The sequence below is a fragment of the Pantoea sp. B550 genome (genome assembly GCF_024158165.1).
GTDB lineage: Bacteria > Pseudomonadota > Gammaproteobacteria > Enterobacterales > Enterobacteriaceae > Pantoea > Pantoea alfalfae.
In genome coordinates, this window is sequence record NZ_JAMYXI010000003.1 from 3598275 (window position 1) to 3620152 (window position 21878).

Below are 21878 nucleotides of genomic sequence, written 5' to 3' on the forward strand. Positions count from 1 at the left end.
AGCTGCGACGAACCTGCTAATCCGGTCAGCTAGTTGCCAGGATTAATCAGCCAGGTGCCCGGCTTATCAATCGTCAGAGATTGCGTGTGCAGCTCACTGCCATTTTTAACGTCAATTTTATACTGTCCCGCCGCCAGATTCAGCGCGGCAAATCCGCTGCTGCCAGGTTTGACCTCAACCGGCTGTCCATTCAGCACCACGCTTTCACCGCTCTCCAGCTTAAGATAAACCGTCGCCAGCGCGGCAGGCACGGCGGCGGCTGGCGGGGTTGATGCGGGTGCCTGCGTTGCGGCTGCCGGGTTATTAACGACATCCGGTGTGGCACTGTGGCGATTAGCCAGCCAGACGGTGACGACCACGGCCAGAAGCGCCACGGCAGCCAGCCCCAGCAAGCCTGGCGACAGCCGCCGCACCGTGCGCGGCGTTACCGGCTCCGCTGACGCCGCAGCATGATTCATCGCCATCACCACCGGCGGAGCCGCTTCAACCGGCTCCTCGACGGGCAGCGCGGGCGGCTCGCCCGGCACCGGGAAGCTGTTTACCACGGCTTCCACATCACTGACCGGCAGATCAATCAGTGCCGCAAAGGCGTCAATCGTTTGCGGACGATCGCCGGGTTTCATGGCCAGCGCGCAGTCAATGGCATGCAGCAGCGGCAGCGAGTAGCCTTCTGGCTGACGTTCCACCAGCGGCTGATAATTATCTTCAATACAGCGCACCACACTCACTGGCGGTGGATTGCCGGTAATCAGGCTATGCAGCACCGCGCCCAGCGCGTAAATATCGGTCCACGGTCCCTGTTCGACTTCACCTTCTTCGCTGTACTGCTCAATCGGCGCAAAGCCAGGTTTAAGCATGATTTCGGTTTCATCAGAGAGGTTGCCAATCTCTTTACGCGCCGAGCCGAAATCCAGCAGTACCGGCAGCTGGTTCTCCTGAATCTGGATATTGTCGAGCGAGATGTCACGATGCAGATAGCCGGCCTGATGAATAGTGCTGATGGCCCCAAGGAGCGGCGGCAGCAGGCGACGGATCCAGGCTTCAGAGATCGAGGCCGGGCTGGTCAGCTGCCACTCTTTCAGCGTCATCCCGCTGTAGTAAAGCGTGCCCATATAGGCCGTGCCGTTCTGTTCCCAGAAGCGCAGCACGTGCAGCAGGCCGGGATGATTAAAGCGGGCCAGCAGACGCGCTTCCTGAATAAAACTGGTCAGCCCGGCATTAAATAGCTTCTGGAAACGTTCACCGCGCAGCTCCAGCGTTAAGTCGGCGGCACGGACAGCCAGCGACACAGGCATATACTCTTTAATGGCAATAGTACGTTCAAGCTGGTGATCCCACGCGCGATAGACGATGCCGAAGCCGCCGCCTCCGATCACTTCCTTGATCTCAAATTCATTGAAACGGTATCCGTCAGGCAGGGCATTCGGAACGGTTTTCGGATTATCATTAGCCGACATAGTGAACTCTCTGTACACGGCCTGGTCGTCAGGCTGCGCGGTAATTAATTGATGTTACGCCAGGCACCAATGGCAGGATCAACCAGATCCGCGTGCAGGGTGTCGATGAGTAACACATTCACTTTTTGCTGTGGCATGAAATAGGGCGCCCACTGGCTGCGCAATGTATCGACTCGCGATTTCACAGCGTCAGCATCCTGCTGCGCAGCATTCTTATCCATCTTTATTAACAGCGCACCATTGAAGCGCCAGACATGCTGCCGGGGATCAAAAGGCAGCACCAGCCAGCTATCCGGCGTATCCTGGCGTGTCACAATCATGCGCTGATTATTGGCAGCAATGACTTCCAGCTTGCTGTCCGGAATCGTCAGGTTGGCGATGGGGTAACCCTGATAAAAGGTGACCGCAACCGGCGTCGGATGATCCGCTGTCGCCAGCGTCAGTTCACTTTTGCCTTCTGCCCAGCCGTCCGGCGAGCACTGCTGCTTGCTGACATCCGGAATAAACAGGGTCTGTGCATTGTCATCCCAGGCGGTGCGGAAATGGCAGCCGCTGGGGAGATCAAAATGTTGCAGCGGTGTGCTGTTGGCGGGCCGTGACAGGTCGAGTGGGGCAGCATTGCTGTCACTGGCGCTGGCTGTCGCATCCGCCATCACAATCGGCCGCCAGTTCTGCAACTTGCTGGCGCTGCCGCTGGCCAGTACGCCACCCTCTTTATTGGTCATCTGCCAGGGCAGTTCGTCCAGTAAGCCGCACTGATTTGCGAGCAGGGTGCCCACGCGCGGTAAAAAGGTGGTCAGTACGGCCGAATCCTTACTTTTGCCGGAGACGATACGCAGCGGCAGCGTCTCTTTACACCAGTCGTCAGGCGCTTTACTCACCACATTATCGATATAAACCTCCAGCGCCAGGCTGGGGGAGTAGACCACACGATAATTTTCAGCCTGGGCATTAAAGGCAATCAGCAGAGTGATGATGCCGGGCAACCACAGTTTCATAAGGATCCTTGGAATCAAAAACGAGGCGGCAGAAAGCGCGCCGAATCAGCCAGTGAATAGAGCAGTGTTGCCTCCTCCGGCTCACCAATCCAGACCGCCAGTGCGCTGAGATTATCTTTTTTAACGTTGCGGCTCACCGCCTGTTCCATCAGAGCCAGCCACTCTTCGCAGGCATTTACCATGCGCAGCGCCTGTTCCATTTCACTACTGGTCAGATTCAGCCAGAAGCCATCGGTGCAGACCAGAAAAGCGTCCCCATCCTCCAGCGCAATCTCCTGCGAAAAGCTGACTAAGCGAGGCGGCTCAGCGCCGAGCGCATTATAGAGTAAATTACTGTTAATGCCGGTATTTTCATAGCCCGCTTCTTTCAGCTGCTGGGCCAGACTGTGGTCCCGGGTCACCTCGTGAAGCACGCCCCGTCGGAAGTGGTAAACCCGGCTGTCACCGGCATGCGCCCACCATGCACGCTGTTTCTGGCGGTCAATAAACAGGGCTGCCAGCGTGGTGCTCATGCGGGAATATTTCGGATTTTTACCCTGTGCCTCATGCAGCGCTAAGCGGCACTGCTCGATCGCCTGATGGGTGATTTCCGGCGTAAAGTCGGTGTGCGCCTGTATCTGGCTCAGCAGGGTGTCGCGCACCAGCTGTGCCGCCATCTCGCCACCGGGTAGACCGGCCACGCCATCGCAGACCACAAAACAGGCTTTTCGCTCATCCAGCTCGGCACCCGTGCGATCCTGATTCTCATCGCGTAGCCCCTGCTGGCAGCGGCTGGCAAAAACGATTTTCATGCGTCGTCCACCCGCGTCTGAGAATCTTTATACTGATTCACTTCCATGTCATAGGCATGAAGGAAAGCTTCGCCAAACAGCGTATGGAAATCATCTTCGATCTCACCGGCAGTACGCTGGTAATTACGCATGAAGTAGTCCCATAGCGCCGCTTTCTTCGCGGTGGAAAACGGCAGTTTTGACACCAGACCATCGGCGCGCGCCTGCTCCTCCAGCCGCTGCGGATTAAAGGATTGCAGCATCGCCGCGATAATGGCGCGAATGCCGGCAATCATGCCCAGCTGGTGGGCCTGCAGATCGACCAGCGCATCGCGCACTGCCTGTTCCGGCGGCATAAATCCGGGCATCTGACTCTGATACATCTGCATCAGCACGGTTTTGCCGGAGGGCAGGATTTTGAACGGGTTGTTGGCCTCATTCAGAATCATGGTCATGTCCGCTTTCACGCCCCGTTTGAGAATGGAACGTGATGAGAGCAGGGCCACGGTGCCCTGAGAAAAGAGGCTCAGCATCCGGCCGGTAATGCGCATCTGCTCTTCGTCAACCGGTGTGGCGTGGCCGTTGCTCAGCCCCATGCCGTCCAGCAGGGCGGCGATTAGCCGATCCTGATCCACCGGCTGTGCCGCCAGCGCCCGGCGTGGCTCACTGGCCTGCGGCTCGATCGCCAGCCGCGCATCACTGTGACGCTCGTGACGTGAAGGCGGCACGTCGTTGACCAGCAGCCGATCCTCAACCTCATGATGTTCGTGAATGCCCAAAGGATTCGCGGGCTGGGCGCTGTCACCCGCAAACAGCGCCAGCGGATCGCTCTGCGCGTTCTGGCAGGCGGGATCGCGCACTTCGAGCGCATACTCACCGATACGCAATGCGTCGCCGTGCTTAAGCAGCACCTGCATGCCGCGACCCAGCGTAATGCCGTTATGCTCGACCGGCGTTACGCTGCCCTGGTTGGTCAGCCGGCACTCCCCGTCATGCGACAGGTGAACCAGCGCCTGCAGGCGCGAAATAGCCCGCGTCTCATCCGGCAGCACCAGATCGTTGTCCTGACTGCGGCCGATGGTGCCGCCAGGCGGTTGAAACGCGACGCTTCTGACCGGAACATCCGTAGTGCATTGCACGATGGTAAATTGCATGAGTTATCCCAGATTGAACGGCAAACGCATCCGGCCTCACTCGAACATCGGAGGATAGAGGCCATTACGTCCCGGCTGTGCACCTGCCGCCGGGTTAAACAGTAACGAAAACAGTTGCGCTGTGAGGTTGCCGCTGTGCTTGTGGGTCGCATGGGCAAAACCATCACTGCGATTACTCCACCAGTAGCTCATATGCTGCTGAGGGTCGAAACGTTCGGCCACTTCACGCCAGCTCAGCGTGCAGGGCAGATCCTGAAAACCGATCACATCCATAATCTCAGAGGGCTTCCTGGCGGGCACCAGCAGCGGCGGCAGCGCCTGGATCTGCTGCTCTAACTGCTCGCCGTTCAGCGGCGTCTGAACCGCCCGTAACAGGGTCACGCCCAGATCCTGAAACCAGTCACCGGAGATGGTCAGCTGAGCCGGATGCCACTGTGCCAGCGGAAAGCTGTGCAGTGCCAGCAGCGGCCAGGCGCGCCCGACGCGGTCACAGGAGGGCAACAGACAGCCCATCTGTACGTGTGGCCGGGTCGCGGTCACCGGCAGGACAAAGTTCCATACCGGCGCGTGAAGAAAGTTCGCGCTGTATGACCAGGCCTGCTGATGCCAGTGCATTAATCCCTGCTGGAACCAGTGATTCCACGGGCTAATCTGTTGCTCACTCAGACGACGGTGCAGAAAGTCACCGGTCGACGGCAGCTTGCCATACCAGCCGGGGGCGGTGTAAGCAGCCATGTTCACCTCACCATTACTCGCTTTGCGAGTGTGATCGCGCGGCCGGCTGCAGCGGTGCTGCCGCCAGCACGCTGCCCGCCTGGCCCGCGATTTTAAGATTGTCTGCCAGCTTGCGCATCATCAGTGCATTGTCACGCGCATAAGGCGATGACTGAATCTGCTGATCCAGCAGCTGGCTCAGGTGCCAGTCGAGCTGCTGCAGATCGCGGGCGCTTACCGTATCGGGCAGCGAGCGCTGTAAGTTTTGCAGCAGCCATGCCCGTAAAAATTCGCCATCGTAATTGCGCGGTTGATAGAGCATCTGATAGGCGCGCAGCGCATTGCGGCTGTAGGCGTTATCATCACCCGGATCGTTGCGCAGAATGTTGGTGATCTGCTGCGCCACGCGCGGCAGCAGCAAAGACTTAAGCGCATTTTGATAAAGCACCCAGGCGGCATCGCTGACCTGACTGCCGCGATATAAGCCAGCCCGCATAGTAAGCGGCGGATTATCGAGAGAAAAACGTTCCGACAGCGGCAGCTTCACCAGGTTGTTAAGAAAGGGTAGCAGATCAAAAATATTATCAGCAGGCTGATGAATCACCTGCTGACTCTGCTCACGAATGGCGGGTACGCGCGCGGCCACCTGCTGCAGATAGTGCTGATTCTGGTAGTAGCTGATGCCCCACAGGCTGGAGGCGATTAACAGCGCGCCTGCCAGCACGCCGTAGCCAATCCAGTGGAACAGCTGATTGCGATACTCCCAGCGGCGATTACTGCCCGCCAGCCCGCTCTCTTTAAAGACCAGATCGCTCAACAGGTCACGAATAAAGAAGCTCTGGCCTTTGTTGCCGGGAATCGGACTGTTGCGATTAACGCTGTCCCAGGCGGCAATCGAATGTTCGCCCGCCTGACGTAATTGCAGTTTACGGCTCAGTTCACCCATCACCCGATCAAACGGCAGGCCTTCCTGCGTGCCGCTGGTAAAGAAGAGGCCGCGCGGGCTCCAGGCGACGGCATCCTGATGATCAGAAAAGACGATATCGAGATACTCGTTCAGCAGCGGGCGCAGTGAGGCGAACTCCTGCGGGAAGAGGAAGCATTCAGCGCGCTCATTCAGGTCGCGCTCCTGAGTCATCTGCTCCGCCAGCTGCTGCTGTAGCTGCTCTTCCAGCCGCTGAAATTGCTGGCCAAAATGACGATGCCAGTCATCTCTGTGCGGCCTGGTCGTCTCCCGGTTAAACGTAAAGCCCCAGATAGCGTCACGCCGCGCTTTATCAATGTTGCCGAAGTAGCTCATAAAGCCTTTCAGCAAATCAGTTTTGGTGACCATCACATAGACCGGGAAGTGAATGCCTGTCTGCTGATGCAGTTCCGCCATGCGCTCACGCAGCGCACTGGCCTGGGCAAAACGCGCTTCGGCAGAATCGCTCAGCAGATCGGCCACACTGATGGTCATGATGACACCGTTAATCGGCTGGCGGGTACGATAGCGTTTCAGCAGATTGATAAAACTGTGCCACTCCGCGGCATCGCGCACGCGCTGGCTCTCCTGCAGCGCATAACGCCCTGCAGTATCAATCAGCACCGCGCTGTCGGTAAACCACCAGTCGCAGTTGCGGGTGCCGCCGACGCCACGAATCGCCTGCTTACCCAGCGTATCGGTCAGCGGGAAATCGAGGCCCGCATTAAACAGCGCGGTGGTTTTACCGGCACCGGGCGCACCCATCACCAGATACCAGGGCAGCTGATAGAGGTAATTGGCATTAAAGCGCGAGAGCAGATTGCCGTTGTGACGCCGGCCAAACTGGGTGCGTTTCAGCTGCATCGCCGCTTCGCTGAAGCGCTGATTAAGCCGCTCCTCCGTCATCTGACGTTCCGCCGGATCGTCGTTGCCCGCCAGTTGAAGCTGGGTCAGTAAGCGGCTGTTAAACCAGGCACGATAAAGCGACGGGATTAGCTGGAACAGGATCCAGAGAAAATAGAGCGCGCTCACGGTGAGCTGGCGAGGGAGCACCGGTTCCAGGGGACGCGACTCGCCCCATGTCCAGAACGGCCCCAGCATCCAGACCAGACAGCTCAGCGCCGTGACGCCAATAAAGCTCCACAGCAGGCGATGCGTTAACAGCAGGCGAAGGGAAGCGCGCATTATTGTGCTCCTTGATGATTACTGAGCGTTTCAGGCGCGGCAAACAGGGTGATCTCAACGCGGCGGTTGCGGGTCCGGTTTTCGCTGCTGTCGTTGGGCAGCAGCGGGTCGCTGTCACCACGGCCTTCAGAGCGTACCGTATGACCGTCCTCCAGCTGCAGCTGCAGCAGCTGGGTGATGGCACGGGCGCGGGCGAATGAGAACTCATAGCTGGAGGCAAAACGGCTGTTATCCACCGGATGATCGTCGGTAAACACGGACACCAGAATGGTGCCTTTGACATCTTTCATCGCAGTTGAGACGCGGGCCAGCAGCGCGCGGCCCACCGGGTTAATCACCGTGCCTTGCTCGGCAAACAATTTGTCTGCGGGAATAATCACTTTACTGCCAAAGGCACCATCGCTGACTTCGAGCTGTCCGGCAGCGATCACATCGTTCAGTCGCTGACGCAGATCGAGCAGCGCCTGCGGAGAAGAGGGACGGCGGCCCGCAGTAATCTGCGGCAGCGGGGTCTGATAGATGGTGCGCAGCAGCGGTTCGGCAGCGTTGCCGAGTCGCCAGTTCAGGCCGCTGTAGATCAGGCAGCCGATGAGCGCGACCAGCATGGCGCAGGCCCAGAGCGGCACCATCGGGCGGGCGAGGGTACTGACCAGCGGATGCACCTCGACCAGCGGGGGTTGCGGGGTCTGGCGCTGGGCGCGCGTCTCGTCAATCAGGCTTTTCAGGCGCTTACGGATACCGTCGCACTGGGCGCGGCCATTTTCACTGCCGCGATAGCGGCCTTCATAGCCCAGCAGCAGGCAATATTGCACCACTTCCAGCAGCCAGAGGTGTTGTTGCGGACTTTGTGAAATGCGCGACAGCAGCTGAAAGAATTTCTCGCCGCCCCAGCTTTCATTGTGAAAGGTCACCAGCATGCCGTTGCCCGACCAGACGCCACGCGTGCCCCAGGGGGTTTGCGCCGCGGCTTCGTCCAGCGCGCTGCAGATGCAGTAACGCGCGCCGATAATCATCTCAAACGGCAGCCCTGCCTGTTTACAGCGTTGTTCAAACTGGCGAATTTCATCGATCAGAGACTGGCGCAGACCCGCAGGGTCATCATGGGTGGCTGCCTGACGAATTTGCACCACCGCATTCAGCAGTGGCGCCGCAGCCTGAAGTAATAGATTCTCATTGCCCGAGGGGGTCGCCTCACGCGCAGGGGATTCCACAGTCATTAATTCGTGATCTTCCAGCCAATGGCAAATCCCTTTACCCGCAGCACAGGACGGTGCTGCGGGCAATATGCGCCGGATTTCATATTCAGTCTAAGATCCAGGTCGCGGTATCATTAGTCCGACAGGCTTTACTCGCGCCCCCGACGGCCACGCAGACCTGTTTCGCTTTCCGCGGACGGGGACGATCGCTCTGCAGCGTGGCATCGTAACGACTGCTCTCTACACCCGCTTTTAACGGTACATAACCAATCAATGGGCCATCGGCCTGGTCAGCAATCGCCAGCCAGCTGTGCTCCACATTACCTAATACTTCAAACGGTTTACCCGTTTCGAGATAGCGAACGACTTTGCCGCCGTAATCCGGCGAGGTCATAACCGAGGCACCATAGAGCGCCCGCCAGGTCTGATTGACCGGCTCAAATTCAGTCGGTGCTGCGACAGCGTGTCGATGGACCAGTTTAACGCCGTTAATTTCGCTGGTGACCAGCGTATCGTCAGTGACGGGCGGCGGCGGGGCCTTACAGCCTGCCAGGGTAAGCACCGCCAGCAGCGTTAACGCAAGACTCTTTTTCACCATGTTCCTCGTGATCTCATCAAAGTATCTGCATATTGCCAGGCCCGATGCAGGAGGCGCTGTTTTTCGCGCCGCATCGTGCCGAAAGTCTGTTTTTCAAAAAAAGTTCAGATTACATCAGGATAGTTACGCGTTTAGTCTACCTAAGACTTTTGAGAATTCAAACCATTGCACACGCTGCCGATGCGTGATAGCAGACGCTTTCTGGGCGGGCTGCGATATAAGAAAAGCGCCAGGCAATGCGATAGTTAAAGCGAACTGAATTATCGCGGGGACAAACTGGTTGAGAACAGTGCCGCGCATTCTGGCATGCAATGGATTCGATTGGAAACTATTAAGTCTTTCTAATCTTTTGCTGCCGAAAAAATTTATCTCTTCAGCTAAACAATCTTATCAAAATCAGAATTTACGCGCCGGATACGCCTGCCTGTTTTCCGGAAAGCGGCACGCCTTTTGCTTCAGAAAGGTTTTAACGGCGGAGAGGTGAAACATGGATGCCCTGACCTGGCTGCAGGCCTCGCGTGACAGCGATATTGCCAGCCTGCAACGGCTGCTTGAAACCGGCGAGCTGATGGCCGCCGTCAGTGAGCTGGTTCATCGGCTGCAGCGGGAACGCGGCGCAAACAATCTCTGGATCTGCTCCGGTGGCACGCTCTTCAGCGCCGAGCGCCACGCCCGTCAGCAGGAGGTCAGCGCCGGCCTGCACCATTTTTTCCAGGCGCTGCCGCACGCCATAGCACAGCCCGGTTTCAGTCGTTTCTGCAACCTGATTGCCGCCGCCCTGCAGGCACTGGAGGGACTGCCCGCGCTGCGTCAGCAAATCAGCCAGCATGAGCGGGATCAGGCTGCGGCGATGGCGGCGTTTAATCAGGTGATCCGCACCTTACTCAATCTGGTGTTTGAGGCAGCCGACACCGCCAGCGATCCCGGTATCTCGCGTGCACTTATCGCGCTGTTCAGTTTTATGCAGGGCAAAGAGCTGGCAGGACAGGAGCGGGCCATCGGCTCCGCGGGCTTTGCGGCGGGGCACTTCACGCCTGAGCAGCGCAGCCAGATGGTGGCGCTGATTGCGGCTCAGGAGCAAAGCTTTACCACCTTCCGGGAGTTTGCCGACGGCGTCGCCTGTGCAAGCTGGCAGCCGCTGTCTCAGGCCAGCCGGGATATCGAACGGCTGCGGCGCATCGCCTGCACCGGTAGCCAGTATGATGAAACCGGCGCACTGGAGTGGTTTTCTCTGCTCTCCGATCGGCTGGACCAGATGAAAACCCTGGAGGATGCCCTGACGGCCACGCTGATGCAGCGTTGTCGTGAGGCGATTGAGCAGGCGCAGCAGCAGGCGGCATCGCCGGTCGTTCGGGGCGACAGCAACTTCTCGCTCTACGTCTCGGGAGCTGACTGGCTGCCCGGCGCGGCTGCGCTCAACAGTGACGGTCTGGCCCCGCAACTTGGACGGTCGGTGCTGTCGCTGATTGGTGAGCAGTCACAGCGCCTGCAGCAGCAGGCGGATGAGCTGGCATCAATGCGCGCTTCACTTGACGAGCGACGGGTGATCGATCAGGCCAAGCACTGGCTGATGAAGCAGCAGGGTTTCAGCGAAGAGGCCGCCTGGCAGGCGCTGCGCAAAAGTGCGATGAACCAGAACAAACGGGTACTGGAGATCGCGCAGGCGGTGCTGGCGGTGGCGAAAACCCTGAGCAACTAACCCGGACGAGGTAGCTGCACAGCCTTTGTGCGTGATCTGCGTCAGAAACGTGCAAAAAAGGTTAATTTCTCACCAGGCTGCCCCCCGCAGATTGGCATTAACACGGCTTGAGCGATCTGGCACACCCTTTGCTTTAACCCTACAGAGAGTACGCATTGCTCCCGCCAATGGCGGTGGGGTCGGTGCTTTGGATAAAGGCGTCCATCCGCAGGCTTCGGCTTGTCGGAGGATGCCTTTTTTTATTTCTGTTCAGGGGCAACATGATGAGCAAAACGCCATTTTCACTGACACGACGTCAGGCGCTGATCTCCGGTGCGGCGCTGGGTGCGGCCTGGATCGTGCCGGGATTACGAAATGCAGTCTGGGCAGCCGGCTCCGATGCGCCAGAAAAGGCGCAGGTGCGGGTCGGCTTTATTCCACTCACCGACTGCGCGCCGGTCGTCATGGCGTCAGTAAAAGGCTTCGACAAAAAGTATGGCCTGACATTGCAGGTCAGCAAAGAGGCGAGCTGGGCAGCGGTGCGCGACAAACTGACCTCCGGCGAACTGGATGCGGCGCATGTGCTTTACGGCATGATCTACGCGCTGCAGCTGGGTGTGGCGGGGCCGCAGCACGATATGGCAAACCTGATGACGCTTAACCACAACGGCCAGGCGATCACCCTGTCGAACCAGCTCAAGGCAGGCGGCGTCACCGATGCGGCCAGCCTGAAAAAAGCCGTTGATGGCAGTCCGAAAGGCAGCCTGACCTTCGCCCATACCTTTCCTACCAGTACGCACGCCATGTGGCTCTACTACTGGCTCGCCAATGCCGGCATTCATCCGTTTGACGATGTGCGCACCGTGGTCGTGCCGCCGCCCCAGATGGTGATGAACATGAAGATTGGCAACATGAGCGGTTTCTGCGTCGGTGAGCCGTGGAACCAGCGTGCCATCAGCGACAACATCGGTTTTACCGCTGCGACCAGCCAGCAGATCTGGCCGGAGCATCCGGAAAAAGTGCTAGGCACCCGCGCGCAGTGGGTGAAAGAGAACCCCAATACGGCCCGCGCGCTCACTGCTGCCGTACTGGAGGCGGCGCGCTGGATCGATGCCTCAGACGATAACCGCCGTGAAACCGCGCAGGTGTTAGCCGGTCGTGCCTGGATCAACACCAAAGTGGAGACGCTGCAGGGGCGGATGCTCGGCCAGTACGAGAACGGGCTGGGACAGTCGTGGCAGGACGCGCATCCGATGCGCTTCTTCGACAACGGCAACGTCAGTTTTCCGTGGCTCTCCGACGGGATGTGGTTCCTGACCCAGATGAAACGCTGGGGACTGCTGGCCAGCGATCCCGATTACCTCGCCGTGGCCCGCCAGATCAACCGCATCGACATCTACAAACAGGCCGCCAGCGCCGTCGGGCAGATGGCACTGCCCGCCAGTGAGATGCGCAGCAGCACCCTGATCGACGGCAAAGTCTGGGATGGCAGCAATCCTGCCGCCTATGCCGCCAGTTTCGCCATCAAACGTTAAGAGAGGTTGTTATGAAAACTGATGCGCGCGCCCTGGCGCAGCCGGAGCAAACCCCCGGCAGTGCCACCGTTATTCCGTTACAGGTCACCCCCAAAGCCGCCGTTCGGCCGGCACGGCTGCGTCCGTTTTTGCAGCACTGCATTCCGGCTGCGGGCGGCCTGCTGCTGATGCTGCTGGTGTGGCAGATCGCCGCCCTGTCCGAACCCTCGTTTCCCTCGCCTTACGCGACCTGGCAGGCCGCGCAGGTACTGTTCGCTGACCCGTTCTACAGCAATGGTCCCAACGATCAGGGCATTGGCTGGAATGTGCTGGCCTCGCTGCAGCGCGTCGCCATCGGATTCGGCCTCGCCGCGCTGGTGGGCATTCCTGCCGGATTTCTGCTGGGGCGCTTCACCTTTATGGCGCGCATGTTCAATCCGATTATTGCCTTACTGCGCCCGGTCAGCCCGCTGGCCTGGCTGCCGATTGGGCTGCTGCTGTTTCAGCGCGCCGAGCCGGCCGCCAGCTGGACCATTTTTATCTGTTCGATCTGGCCGATGATCATCAACACCGCCGAAGGGGTGCAGCGCATTCCGCAGGATTACCTCAACGTGGCGCGGGTGTTACAGCTCTCTGAATGGACGGTGATGCGCCGGATCCTGCTGCCCGCCGTGCTGCCTGCGGTGCTCACCGGGGTGCGTCTCTCTATCGGCATCGCCTGGCTGGTGATTGTGGCCGCCGAAATGCTGACCGGCGGGCTGGGGATCGGTTTCTGGATCTGGAACGAGTGGAACAACCTCAACGTGGCAAACATTCTGATCGCCATTCTGATTATCGGCGTCGTCGGGCTGCTGCTGGAGCAGGGTCTGATGCTGCTGGCGCGTCGTTTCAGCTGGGAAAAATAAGGAGAACATCATGCAGCAACACATTATTCGCGTTCAGCAGGTGAGTCAGCGTTTCAACACCGCCAGCGGCGAGTTTCTGGCGCTGGACAACGTCAGTTTTGATATCCACGAAGGGGAAACCCTGAGCCTGATCGGCCACTCCGGCTGCGGCAAATCGACGCTGCTGAACCTGATTGCCGGATTAACCCGTCCCAGCAGCGGCGTGCTGCTATGTGATAACCGCGAAATCACCGGACCCGGCCCGGCGCGTGCGGTGGTATTTCAGAACCATTCGCTGCTGCCGTGGCTGACGGCGTTTCAGAACGTCGAACTGGCGGTGCAGCAGGTGTTTAAAGGACGCTTCAGCAAAGCGGAGATGCGCGACTGGATCGAACACAACCTCAATCGGGTGCAGATGAGCCACGCCATGCACAAGCGGCCTGGCGAAATCTCCGGCGGCATGAAGCAGCGTGTCGGCATTGCCCGGGCGCTGGCAATGAAGCCGCGCGTGCTGCTGCTCGATGAGCCATTTGGCGCGCTGGATGCCTTAACCCGCGCCCACCTGCAGGACAGCGTGATGCGCATTCAGCAGGAGCTGAACACCACCATTGTCCTGATCACCCATGACGTGGATGAAGCGGTGCTGCTCTCCGATCGGGTGCTGATGATGACCAACGGCCCGGCAGCGCAGGTCGGGGAAATCCTCACCGTCGATCTGCCGCGTCCGCGCTCGCGGGTCGCGCTGGCGGATGAGCCGCGCTACCACCAGCTGCGCCAGAAAGTGCTGCATTTCCTCTATGAAAAACAGACCACGGCCGCATAAGGAGCAGACCATGAGGCAACGGTTGCTGGTGATAGGTAATGGCATGGCGGGGATGCAGATGGTGGAGAGCCTGCTGCAGCGTGCGCCGCTGCGCTACGCCATTACGGTCATTGGCCGCGAGCCGCACGGCAACTACAACCGCGTGCTGCTGTCGCCGGTGCTGGCCGGTGAAAAGTCCTTTGGTGAAACCCTGATCCACGATCGCGACTGGTATCAGCGGCATGGCGTCACGCTGCTGACCGGGGAAACCGTGCAGCAGGTCGATCTGGCCGCGCGTACGGTGCAGACCGATCAGCGCCAGCTCGGCTGGGATCGGCTGGTGTTTGCCACCGGTTCACAGCCTCGTCTGCCCGCGATTCCCGGTATTGATGCCCGCCACGTACTCGGTTTTCGCAGTATCGCCGACGTCCGGCAACTGCTGACGGGCCAGGGGCCGGTGGTGATTCTGGGCGGCGGTTTTCTCGGCATTGAAGCGGCGGCGGCACTCCGCGCCCGTGGCCGTGAGGTCACGCTGGTGCACCACAAACCCTGGCTGCTGGACCGCCAGCTGGATGCCAAAGCGGGCGAGCTGTTGCTGACGGCATTAGCGCAGCGCGGCATTCGCTGCGAACTCAGCAGTGGACTCACGGCGATTGACGAGGCGGGCGTAACGCTGACCTGCGGGCGTCACTGCGCCGCCACGCAGGTCGTGATTGCCATCGGTGTTCAGCCTGCGGTGACGCTGGCGCTGGCGGCGGGTCTGCCGTGTCAGCGCGGGATTATGGTTGATGGTCAGCTGCGCAGCGCCATTCCCGATGTTTACGCCGTGGGCGAGTGCTGTGAAATCGCGGGCGAAACCTTTGGCCTGGTCGCGCCCTGCCTGGCGCAGGCAGAGATTCTGGCGGCGCAGCTGGCGGGATCGCCGCTGGCGGATTTCGTCAGTGAGCCGCTGGCGACGCGGCTTAAGGTCAGCGGCATTTCGCTATTCAGCGCCGGTGATGTCAGTGAGGCGCCATCCATCAGCAGTTTTGATCCGATCTCCGGCGACTATCGCCGCCTTTTTCTCCGTCAGGGCCGCCTCTGTGGCGTGCTGCTCTCTGGCGATACCCGGCAGGGTGCGGCGTGGCTTGAACGTCTGCAGCGTGCCGAACCTGTCACGCTCGATACCCTGTTCGATCACCATCAACCTGAACCGCAGCCGCAGGCTGCTGAGAGTCCTGAGATGAGTAAACCGGTTTTAGCCGTGATTGGTCACGGCATGGTCAGTCACCACTTTCTTGAGCAGATGGTTGCCCGCGAACTGCATCAGCACTATCACGTCGTGGTTTACGGCGAGGAGCGTCAGCAGGCCTACGATCGCGTGCATCTGTCGGACTATTTCAACGGCAAAACGGCCGACGATCTGTCGCTGGTCGGCGCGGACTTCTTTGTCCGGCACGGTATCGAACTGCGCAGTGGCTGCACGGTTGTGGCCATCGATCGCCAGCAGCGCAGCCTGCGTGACAGCGCGGGCAGTGAACTGGCGTGGGATAAGCTGGTGCTGGCGACCGGCTCACGCGCATTCGTCCCGCCGGTGCCGGGCCACGATGGCGACCGCTGCTTTGTCTACCGCACGCTGGACGATCTTGATGCCATTGCCGCCTGCGCCCGCCATAGCCAGCGCGGTATCGTCATTGGCGGCGGCCTGCTGGGTCTGGAGGCGGCGAATGCGCTGCGGCAGCTCGGGCTTGAAACGCACGTGGTGGAGTTTGCGCCGCGCCTGATGGCGGTGCAGCTTGATGAGGGCGGGGCGCTGATGCTGCGCCAGAAGATCGACGCGCTGGGCGTCACCGTCCACACCTCAAAACAGACCGAGCTGATCGAGCAGCAGCCCGATGGCAGCGTGGTACTGCGCTTTGCCGACGGCAGCAGTTTACCCGGCGATCTGGTGCTGTTCTCCGCCGGTATCCGTCCGCGCGATGAGCTGGCGCGTGAAGCGGGCCTGACGCTGGGACCGCGCGGCGGCATTGAGATTAACGATCGCTGCCAGACCAGCGATGACGATGTGTTTGCCATTGGGGAATGCGCGATGTGGAACGGCCAGATTTTTGGCCTTGTCGCGCCAGGATATCAGATGGCACGGGTGCTGGCCGGACATCTGGCGGCTGAACCTGCCGCCTTCAGCGGCGCGGACATGAGCACTAAGCTGAAACTGCTGGGCGTGGAGGTGGCGTCGTTCGGTGATGCCCATGGCCGCACCCAGGGCAGTCAGCACTATCACTGGACCGACGGGCCAAAAGGGGTTTACAAAAAAATCGTGGTCAGTGCTGATTGCACACGACTGCTGGGCGGCGTACTGGTCGGCGACAGCAGCGATTACGCCACGCTGCTGCAGATGATGCTCAACGACCTGCCGCTGCCTGCCGCGCCGGAGAGCCTGATCCTGCCTGCGCTGGCCGGTGCGCCAAAAGCGCCGGGCGTCGCGGCATTGCCCGACAGCGCACAGGTCTGCTCCTGTCACAACGTCAGCAAAGGCGACATCTGCGCAGCGGTGAAAGGCGGATGCGGTGAGATGAGTAGCATCAAGAGCTGCACCAAAGCAGCCACTGGTTGCGGCGGTTGTGTGGCACTGGTGAAACAGGTGATGGAGTTTCAGCTGGAAACGCTCGGCGTCGAGGTGAAAAAAGATGTCTGCGACCACTTCAGTTATTCACGGCAGGAGCTTTATCACCTGGTGCGGGCGGGTGAGTTCAGAACGTTTGATGCGCTGCTAGCCTCACACGGTAAGGGGCAGGGCTGTGAAGTGTGCAAGCCGCTGGTGGGGTCGATACTTGCCTCCTGCTGGAATGACTATCTGCTGAAACCGGCGCACCTGCCGTTACAGGATACGAATGACCGCTACTTCGCCAACATCCAGAAAGATGGCACCTATTCGGTAGTGCCGCGTGTCCCGGCGGGTGAAATTACGCCACAGGGGCTGATCGCCATTGGTGAAGTGGCAGCGCGTTATGACCTTTACACCAAAATCACCGGCGGGCAGCGTATCGACCTGTTTGGCGCGCGGCTCGATCAACTGCCCGCTATCTGGCAGACGCTGCTTGAGGCCGGTTTTGAAACCGGTCACGCCTACGGCAAGTCGCTGCGCACCGTGAAATCCTGTGTCGGATCCACCTGGTGCCGCTACGGCGTGCAGGACTCGACCGCCTTCGCCATCACGCTGGAGAACCGCTACAAGGGACTTCGCGCCCCACATAAAATCAAGATGGCGGTCTCGGGCTGTACTCGCGAGTGTGCGGAAGCGCAGAGTAAAGATATCGGCGTGATCGCCACTGAAAAGGGCTGGAACCTCTATGTCTGCGGCAACGGCGGCATGAAGCCGCGGCACGCCGATCTGTTTGCCAGCGACCTCGACGATGCCACGCTGCTGCGCTATGTCGATCGTCTGCTGATGTTCTATATCCGTACTGCGGATCGTCTGCAACGCACCAGCGTCTGGCTGGACAATCTGGAAGGCGGTCTCGATTACCTGCGTCAGGTGGTGATTGAGGACAGCCTTGGGCTGGGTGCAACGCTGGAGCAGGAGATGCAGCGGGTGGTTGACGCCTGGCAGTGTGAGTGGCAGACCACGCTGGCGGACCCATCGCGACGTGCGTTGTTTACGCCGACGATCAACAGCGAGCAGCCCGATGAAACCCTGCACTACAGCCGGGTACGCGGTCAGCGTCAGCCTGAATCCGTGGCTGCGCGTCCGCTGCTACAGCTGCCCGCCGAGCCGTGGAGCGCAGTCTGCGCACTGGAGGCGATTCCGCCCGAAGCCGGGATCGGGGCGCGACTCGGCAGCGAGCGTGTTGCCCTGTTCCGCTTTGGCGATGCGCTCTATGCGCTGGAAGATCGTGAACCTGGCAGCGACGCCAGCGTGCTGTCGCGCGGGATTCTGGGCGATGTCGGCGGCGAGCCGGTGGTGATCTCTCCGCTCTACAAGCAGCGGGTACGGCTGCGTGACGGGCAGAGTCTGGATAATCCGCAGCATCAGCTGCGCTGCTGGCCGGTGAAGCTGGAAGCGGGGCAGATCTGGCTGGCAAACCGTCCGCAAAATCGGCTGGCGCAGGCATCATGAACAGCACCTGTCCCTATTGCGGCGTCGGCTGTGGCGTCTGCGTCACGCCGCAGGGTAATCATCAGGCAACGGTGATCGGCGATGCGCATCATCCCGCTAACGCAGGCCGGTTGTGCGTTAAGGGCGCGGCGCTGGGCGAGACGCTGACGCCACAGGGGCGTCTTCTTACCGCTCAGGTTAACGGCCAGCCGGTCAGCCTTGATGCGGCGCTGGATGCGGCGGCGGCAGGATTGCGCGCGGTAATCGATCAATATGGTCCGCAGGCAGTGGCGTTTTATGGCTCCGGGCAGCTGCTCACCGAGGATTACTACGTCGCCAACAAGCTGATGAAGGGCTATATCGGTGCCGCCAACATCGATACGAATTCCCGGCTCTGCATGGCGTCGGCGGTGGTCGGCTATAAGCGGGCGCTGGGGGCGGATGCGGTGCCCTGCTGTTACGACGATCTGGAACAGGCGGATCTGGTACTGCTGGTAGGGTCCAATGCCGCCTGGGCGCATCCGGTGGTCTGGCAGCGGCTGATGCAGGCGAAGCCGCAGCGACCGGCGATGCGCATTGTGGTGATTGATCCGCGCCGCACGGCCAGTTGTGACCAGGCCGATCTGCATCTGCCGCTGCGCCCTGGCAGTGATGCGGCGCTGCTTTCCGGTCTGCTGCACTGGCTGGCGCAGCACGATGGCCTGGATGCCAGCATGTTGCCGCATCTGAATGGCGTGGGTGAAACCCTGGTGGCCGCCGCGCAGTGGGATGTCGCGCGGGTTGCAGAGACCTGTGATTTAACGGAACAGCAGGTGACGCACTTTTTCCGGCTGGTCAGCCAGCACGATCGGATGCTGACGCTGTGGTGCATGGGGATTAATCAGTCCGCCACCGGCAGCGACAATAACCAGGCGATTCTTAACCTGCATCTGCTGACGGGCAAAATAGGCCGTGCGGGCTGCGGGCCTTTTTCGCTGACCGGACAGCCAAATGCGATGGGCGGACGCGAAGTGGGTGGCCTGGCGAATCAGCTGGCGGCGCACATGAGTTTTACGGAAGCGGACTGCGATCGGGTGCAGCGTTTCTGGCGCAGCCCGTCGATGGCCCGCCAGCCGGGACTGACCGCGCTGGATCTCTTCAGGGCAATTGCGGAAGGTGAGGTGAAAGCAGTGTGGATTATGGGCACCAATCCGGCGGTGTCAATGCCGGAAGGCAACCGCGTGGCGCAGGCGCTGGCGGCGTGTCCGCTGGTCATTGTCTCGGATGTGATGGCGCAGACCGACACCAGCGCCTTTGCCGATATTCTGCTGCCCGCCCAGGGCTGGGGCGAGAAGAACGGCACCGTGACGAACTCAGAGCGGCGTATTTCGCGTCAGCGCGCCTTTGCCGCCGCGCCGGGGGATGCCCGGCCTGACTGGTGGCTGCTGGCGCAGGTGGCGCAGCGACTAGGGTTCCGAGAGGGCTTTAACTGGCAGCATCCGTCGGAGATTTTCTGCGAACATGCGGCGCTGTCGGGGTTTGAGAACGACGGTCAGCGGGCGTTTGATATCAGCGGGCTGGCGCCGTTGAGCCAGGCTGCATGGGATGCGCTGCGTCCGGTTCAGTGGCCGGTTAATGCTGCTCATCCGCAGGGCTGCGCGCGGTTGTTTGGCGATCGCCGCTTTTTCCACGAGGACGGGAAAGCCCGGCTGCGTGTCCCGGCTACGCCTGCCTTAACCCCGCGTGATGCTGCTTATCCGCTATTGATGAACAGCGGTCGGGTGCGCGATCAATGGCATACCATGACGCGCACCGGGCTGGTGCCGCGTCTGATGCAGCATTGTGATGAGCCGTTTGTGGCGCTGCATCCCGCTGATGCCGTGCAGTATGGCGTGACGGCGGGTGGTCTGGCGCGGGTGCAGTCAGTACAGGGCTGGATCAGTGTACGGGTACGGGGTGATAGCGGGATGCGGCGCGGCGAGCTGTTTGTGCCGATGCACTGGAACCGGCAGTTCAGCCAGCAGAGTCACGTCGATATGCTGGTCGCCGCCCGCGCCTGTCCGTTTTCAGGGCAACCCGCACTGAAGCAGACGCCGGTGCGGATTCTGCCGCTGACGGTGAGCTGGCAGGGCTGGCTGTGGCAGCGTGGAATGACGCAGCCCGCAGGCTTGCGCTACTGGTCGCGTACGCCCTATCCGGCGGCGCAGCGCTATGCGGTCGCGGGCGAGGGAGTGCCGCAGGCGTGGCTGGCCGGACAGGTTGATTTGTCAGGTTATGACCTGCAGGTCGCCTCCGGCAGCGGTTGTGATTACCGGTTGCTGGCATGGCGCGACGGTGAGTTGCAGCTGGCGTTTTATGCCGGTAGCGCGTTGCCATCGCTGGATAGCGCATTTGTCGCGGCGGCCTTTGCGGATGCGCCGCAGGATGCTGCCGGGCGGCACAGCGTGCTGGCGGGTCAGGCGATGCAGGGCAGCGCGGCAGGCCGGATTATCTGTAGCTGTATGGGGGTAGGCGAACAGACGATTTTGCAGGCGGTGGCGGAGGGATGTCGTACCACTCAGGCGCTTGGCCGGAAGCTGAAGTGCGGCACGCAGTGTGGCTCCTGTATTCCGGAGCTGAAGCAGCTTTTGCTGTCCGATGTGGTTGTGGAGGAATGATGACGCGAGCAATTAATTCTCTGGATAAGTTACTGGCCCCGGTCGGTGTGGCAAAGCCGCAGGGTGCGGTGTGGCTGGTGGGCGCAGGCCCTGGCGATGTGGAGTTGCTGACGGTGAAGGCGTTGCGGTTGCTGCAGCGGGCTGAAGTGGTGGTGTATGACCGGCTGGTGAGTGAAGCGGTGATGGCGGAGGTGCCGGAGAGCGCGTTAAGCATTGACGTGGGTAAGCAGCCGGGTCAGCACGGGCTGAAGCAGGCGCAGATTAATCAGTTGCTGGGGGATCTGGCGCGCAGCGGGCGCAATGTGATCCGGCTGAAAGGGGGCGATCCCTTTATTTTTGGGCGCGGTGGCGAGGAGATGGTGAGTCTGCAACAGGCCGGGATCCGCTGTGAGGTAGTGCCGGGAATTACGGCGGCGGTGGGCTGTGCGGCCGCCAGCGGGATTCCGTTGACGCATCGGGATTGTGCGCAGTCGCTGCGGTTGATTACCGGGCATGGCCGGCGTGGCGAGCCGCAGCTGGATGCAGCCGCACTGGCGGCGGTGAATCAGACGCTGGTGTTCTATATGGGGCTAAGCTGGAGTGCGTCGATCAGTGCGCAGCTGCAGGCACAGGGACGGGATACGGCGACGCCGGTGGCGATTATAGAGAACGGCACCCGGCCGGATCAGCGGGTGTTGATTACCACGCTGGGAGGGCTGGCGGAGACGGTGGCGCAGGAAAAGCCGGTTTCGCCATCGCTGCTGGTGGTGGGTGAGGTCGTGCGGTTCTATCGGGCGGATTTGCAGGTGCGGGATGATGTGACGGTGAGCCGGAGCGATGTGCAGGAAGTAGGGTGCGTCGTGCAGGGAAAACCGGCCTGATCGCAAAGGAATCCCGCATCCCTGCGGACTGGGCTCGCCATCCCTGGCTCGCACACTTTGCTTTTCAGGCAGGCCATTCCTGCACGGCTGGCATGGGTGAGGGGTTTTGCAGATTTGTTGCAATGGAGTGCAAATACGGTGCGTCGTGCAGGAAAAACCGGCCTGATCGCAAAGGAATCCCGCATCCCTGCGGACTGGGCTCGCCATCCCTGGCTCGCACACTTTGCTTTTCAGGCAGGCCATTCCTGCACGGCTGGCATGGGTGAGGGGTTTTGCAGATTTGTTGCAATGGAGTGCAAATACGGTGCGTCGTGCAGGAAAAACCGGCCTGATCGCAAAGGAATCCCGCATCCCTGCGGACTGGGCTCGCCATCCCTGGCTCGCACACTTTGC

15 protein-coding genes are annotated in these 21878 nt (G+C 60.6%); 7 read left to right on the forward strand and 8 right to left on the reverse strand.

The genetic code is table 11. The features are described from left to right. Positions 1-29: 29 nt before the first annotated feature. The 8 genes from NIM72_RS19895 to NIM72_RS19930 all read right to left on the reverse strand — a co-directional run bounded on the left by NIM72_RS19895 (position 30) and on the right by NIM72_RS19930 (position 9036). Positions 30-1457, reverse strand: a complete 1428-nt coding sequence (locus NIM72_RS19895) for a serine/threonine-protein kinase (RefSeq protein WP_222924134.1) — start codon at positions 1455-1457, stop codon at positions 30-32. A 44-nt stretch (positions 1458-1501) separates the two neighbouring features. Next, the gene (locus NIM72_RS19900) at positions 1502-2455 is read right to left on the reverse strand and encodes a hypothetical protein (protein ID WP_161735595.1); all 954 of its coding nucleotides are present in this window, start codon (positions 2453-2455) and stop codon (positions 1502-1504) included. Between the two features lie 14 nt (positions 2456-2469). After that, positions 2470-3246 carry a PP2C family serine/threonine-protein phosphatase gene (locus NIM72_RS19905; protein ID WP_161735597.1) on the reverse strand — a complete coding sequence of 259 codons (777 nt, stop codon included), beginning with the start codon at positions 3244-3246 and terminating at the stop codon, positions 2470-2472. Beyond that, on the reverse strand, positions 3243-4379 hold the full coding sequence (tagH, locus tag NIM72_RS19910; RefSeq protein ID WP_161735599.1) for a type VI secretion system-associated FHA domain protein TagH: 1137 nt from the start codon (positions 4377-4379) through the stop codon (positions 3243-3245). The genes NIM72_RS19905 and tagH overlap by 4 nt, the downstream gene beginning before the upstream one ends. A gap of 36 nt (positions 4380-4415) precedes the next feature. Beyond that, entirely contained in the window at positions 4416-5114 is a 699-nt protein-coding gene (tagF, locus tag NIM72_RS19915) for a type VI secretion system-associated protein TagF (protein ID WP_161735601.1), read from the reverse strand. A 13-nt stretch (positions 5115-5127) separates the two neighbouring features. Beyond that, entirely contained in the window at positions 5128-7242 is a 2115-nt protein-coding gene (gene tssM, locus NIM72_RS19920; RefSeq protein ID WP_161735603.1) for a type VI secretion system membrane subunit TssM, read from the reverse strand. Continuing rightward, the gene (icmH, locus tag NIM72_RS19925) at positions 7242-8459 is read right to left on the reverse strand and encodes a type IVB secretion system protein IcmH/DotU (protein ID WP_161735605.1); all 1218 of its coding nucleotides are present in this window, start codon (positions 8457-8459) and stop codon (positions 7242-7244) included. Before icmH ends, tssM begins: the two co-directional genes overlap by 1 nt. An 85-nt stretch (positions 8460-8544) precedes the next feature. After that, positions 8545-9036: a hypothetical protein gene (locus NIM72_RS19930; RefSeq protein ID WP_013357636.1), complete on the reverse strand. Its 492-nt coding sequence runs from the start codon at positions 9034-9036 to the stop codon at positions 8545-8547. A gap of 487 nt (positions 9037-9523) precedes the next feature. Between NIM72_RS19930 and NIM72_RS19935 the strand changes: the two genes are divergently transcribed. From NIM72_RS19935 to cobA, 7 genes are all read left to right on the forward strand, one after another. Then, positions 9524-10735, forward strand: a complete 1212-nt coding sequence (locus NIM72_RS19935) for a nitrate regulatory protein (protein WP_161735607.1) — start codon at positions 9524-9526, stop codon at positions 10733-10735. Positions 10736-10998: 263 nt separating this feature from the next. Further along, a complete protein-coding gene (locus tag NIM72_RS19940; RefSeq protein WP_161735628.1) occupies positions 10999-12249 on the forward strand; it encodes a CmpA/NrtA family ABC transporter substrate-binding protein in 1251 nt (416 codons plus the stop codon). 11 nt (positions 12250-12260) lie between these two features. Next, positions 12261-13133 (forward strand): nitrate ABC transporter permease, encoded by an 873-nt coding sequence (ntrB, locus tag NIM72_RS19945; RefSeq protein WP_253421713.1) that lies wholly within the window; start codon positions 12261-12263, stop codon positions 13131-13133. A 10-nt stretch (positions 13134-13143) separates the two neighbouring features. Further along, on the forward strand, positions 13144-13935 hold the full coding sequence (locus NIM72_RS19950; protein WP_161735610.1) for an ABC transporter ATP-binding protein: 792 nt from the start codon (positions 13144-13146) through the stop codon (positions 13933-13935). 10 nt (positions 13936-13945) lie between these two features. Then, positions 13946-18010 (forward strand): nitrite reductase large subunit NirB, encoded by a 4065-nt coding sequence (gene nirB, locus NIM72_RS19955; RefSeq protein WP_253421716.1) that lies wholly within the window; start codon positions 13946-13948, stop codon positions 18008-18010. Further along, complete coding sequence (locus NIM72_RS19960) at positions 18007-20625, forward strand: nitrate reductase (protein WP_253421718.1); 2619 nt, start codon at positions 18007-18009, stop codon at positions 20623-20625. The genes nirB and NIM72_RS19960 overlap by 4 nt, the downstream gene beginning before the upstream one ends. After that, positions 20625-21485 carry a uroporphyrinogen-III C-methyltransferase gene (gene cobA / locus NIM72_RS19965; RefSeq protein ID WP_253422143.1) on the forward strand — a complete coding sequence of 287 codons (861 nt, stop codon included), beginning with the start codon at positions 20625-20627 and terminating at the stop codon, positions 21483-21485. The genes NIM72_RS19960 and cobA overlap by 1 nt, the downstream gene beginning before the upstream one ends. Positions 21486-21878 lie beyond the last annotated feature (393 nt).

Excerpts from the sequence above, each read along its gene's own strand:
- NIM72_RS19950 (WP_161735610.1), top strand. The coding sequence starts at position 13,144 with ATGCAGCAACACATTATTCGCGTTCAGCAGGTGAGTCAGCGTTTCAAC.
- NIM72_RS19960 (WP_253421718.1), top strand. The coding sequence starts at position 18,007 with ATGAACAGCACCTGTCCCTATTGCGGCGTCGGCTGTGGCGTCTGCGTC.
- NIM72_RS19935 (WP_161735607.1), top strand. The coding sequence starts at position 9,524 with ATGGATGCCCTGACCTGGCTGCAGGCCTCGCGTGACAGCGATATTGCC.
- NIM72_RS19940 (WP_161735628.1), top strand. The coding sequence starts at position 10,999 with ATGAGCAAAACGCCATTTTCACTGACACGACGTCAGGCGCTGATCTCC.
- NIM72_RS19905 (WP_161735597.1), bottom strand. The coding sequence starts at position 3,246 with ATGAAAATCGTTTTTGCCAGCCGCTGCCAGCAGGGGCTACGCGATGAG.
- ntrB (WP_253421713.1), top strand. The coding sequence starts at position 12,261 with ATGAAAACTGATGCGCGCGCCCTGGCGCAGCCGGAGCAAACCCCCGGC.
- cobA (WP_253422143.1), top strand. The coding sequence starts at position 20,625 with ATGACGCGAGCAATTAATTCTCTGGATAAGTTACTGGCCCCGGTCGGT.
- NIM72_RS19895 (WP_222924134.1), bottom strand. The coding sequence starts at position 1,457 with ATGTCGGCTAATGATAATCCGAAAACCGTTCCGAATGCCCTGCCTGAC.
- tagF (WP_161735601.1), bottom strand. The coding sequence starts at position 5,114 with ATGGCTGCTTACACCGCCCCCGGCTGGTATGGCAAGCTGCCGTCGACC.
- icmH (WP_161735605.1), bottom strand. The coding sequence starts at position 8,459 with ATGACTGTGGAATCCCCTGCGCGTGAGGCGACCCCCTCGGGCAATGAG.
- NIM72_RS19930 (WP_013357636.1), bottom strand. The coding sequence starts at position 9,036 with ATGGTGAAAAAGAGTCTTGCGTTAACGCTGCTGGCGGTGCTTACCCTG.
- tssM (WP_161735603.1), bottom strand. The coding sequence starts at position 7,242 with ATGCGCGCTTCCCTTCGCCTGCTGTTAACGCATCGCCTGCTGTGGAGC.
- nirB (WP_253421716.1), top strand. The coding sequence starts at position 13,946 with ATGAGGCAACGGTTGCTGGTGATAGGTAATGGCATGGCGGGGATGCAG.
- tagH (WP_161735599.1), bottom strand. The coding sequence starts at position 4,379 with ATGCAATTTACCATCGTGCAATGCACTACGGATGTTCCGGTCAGAAGC.
- NIM72_RS19900 (WP_161735595.1), bottom strand. The coding sequence starts at position 2,455 with ATGAAACTGTGGTTGCCCGGCATCATCACTCTGCTGATTGCCTTTAAT.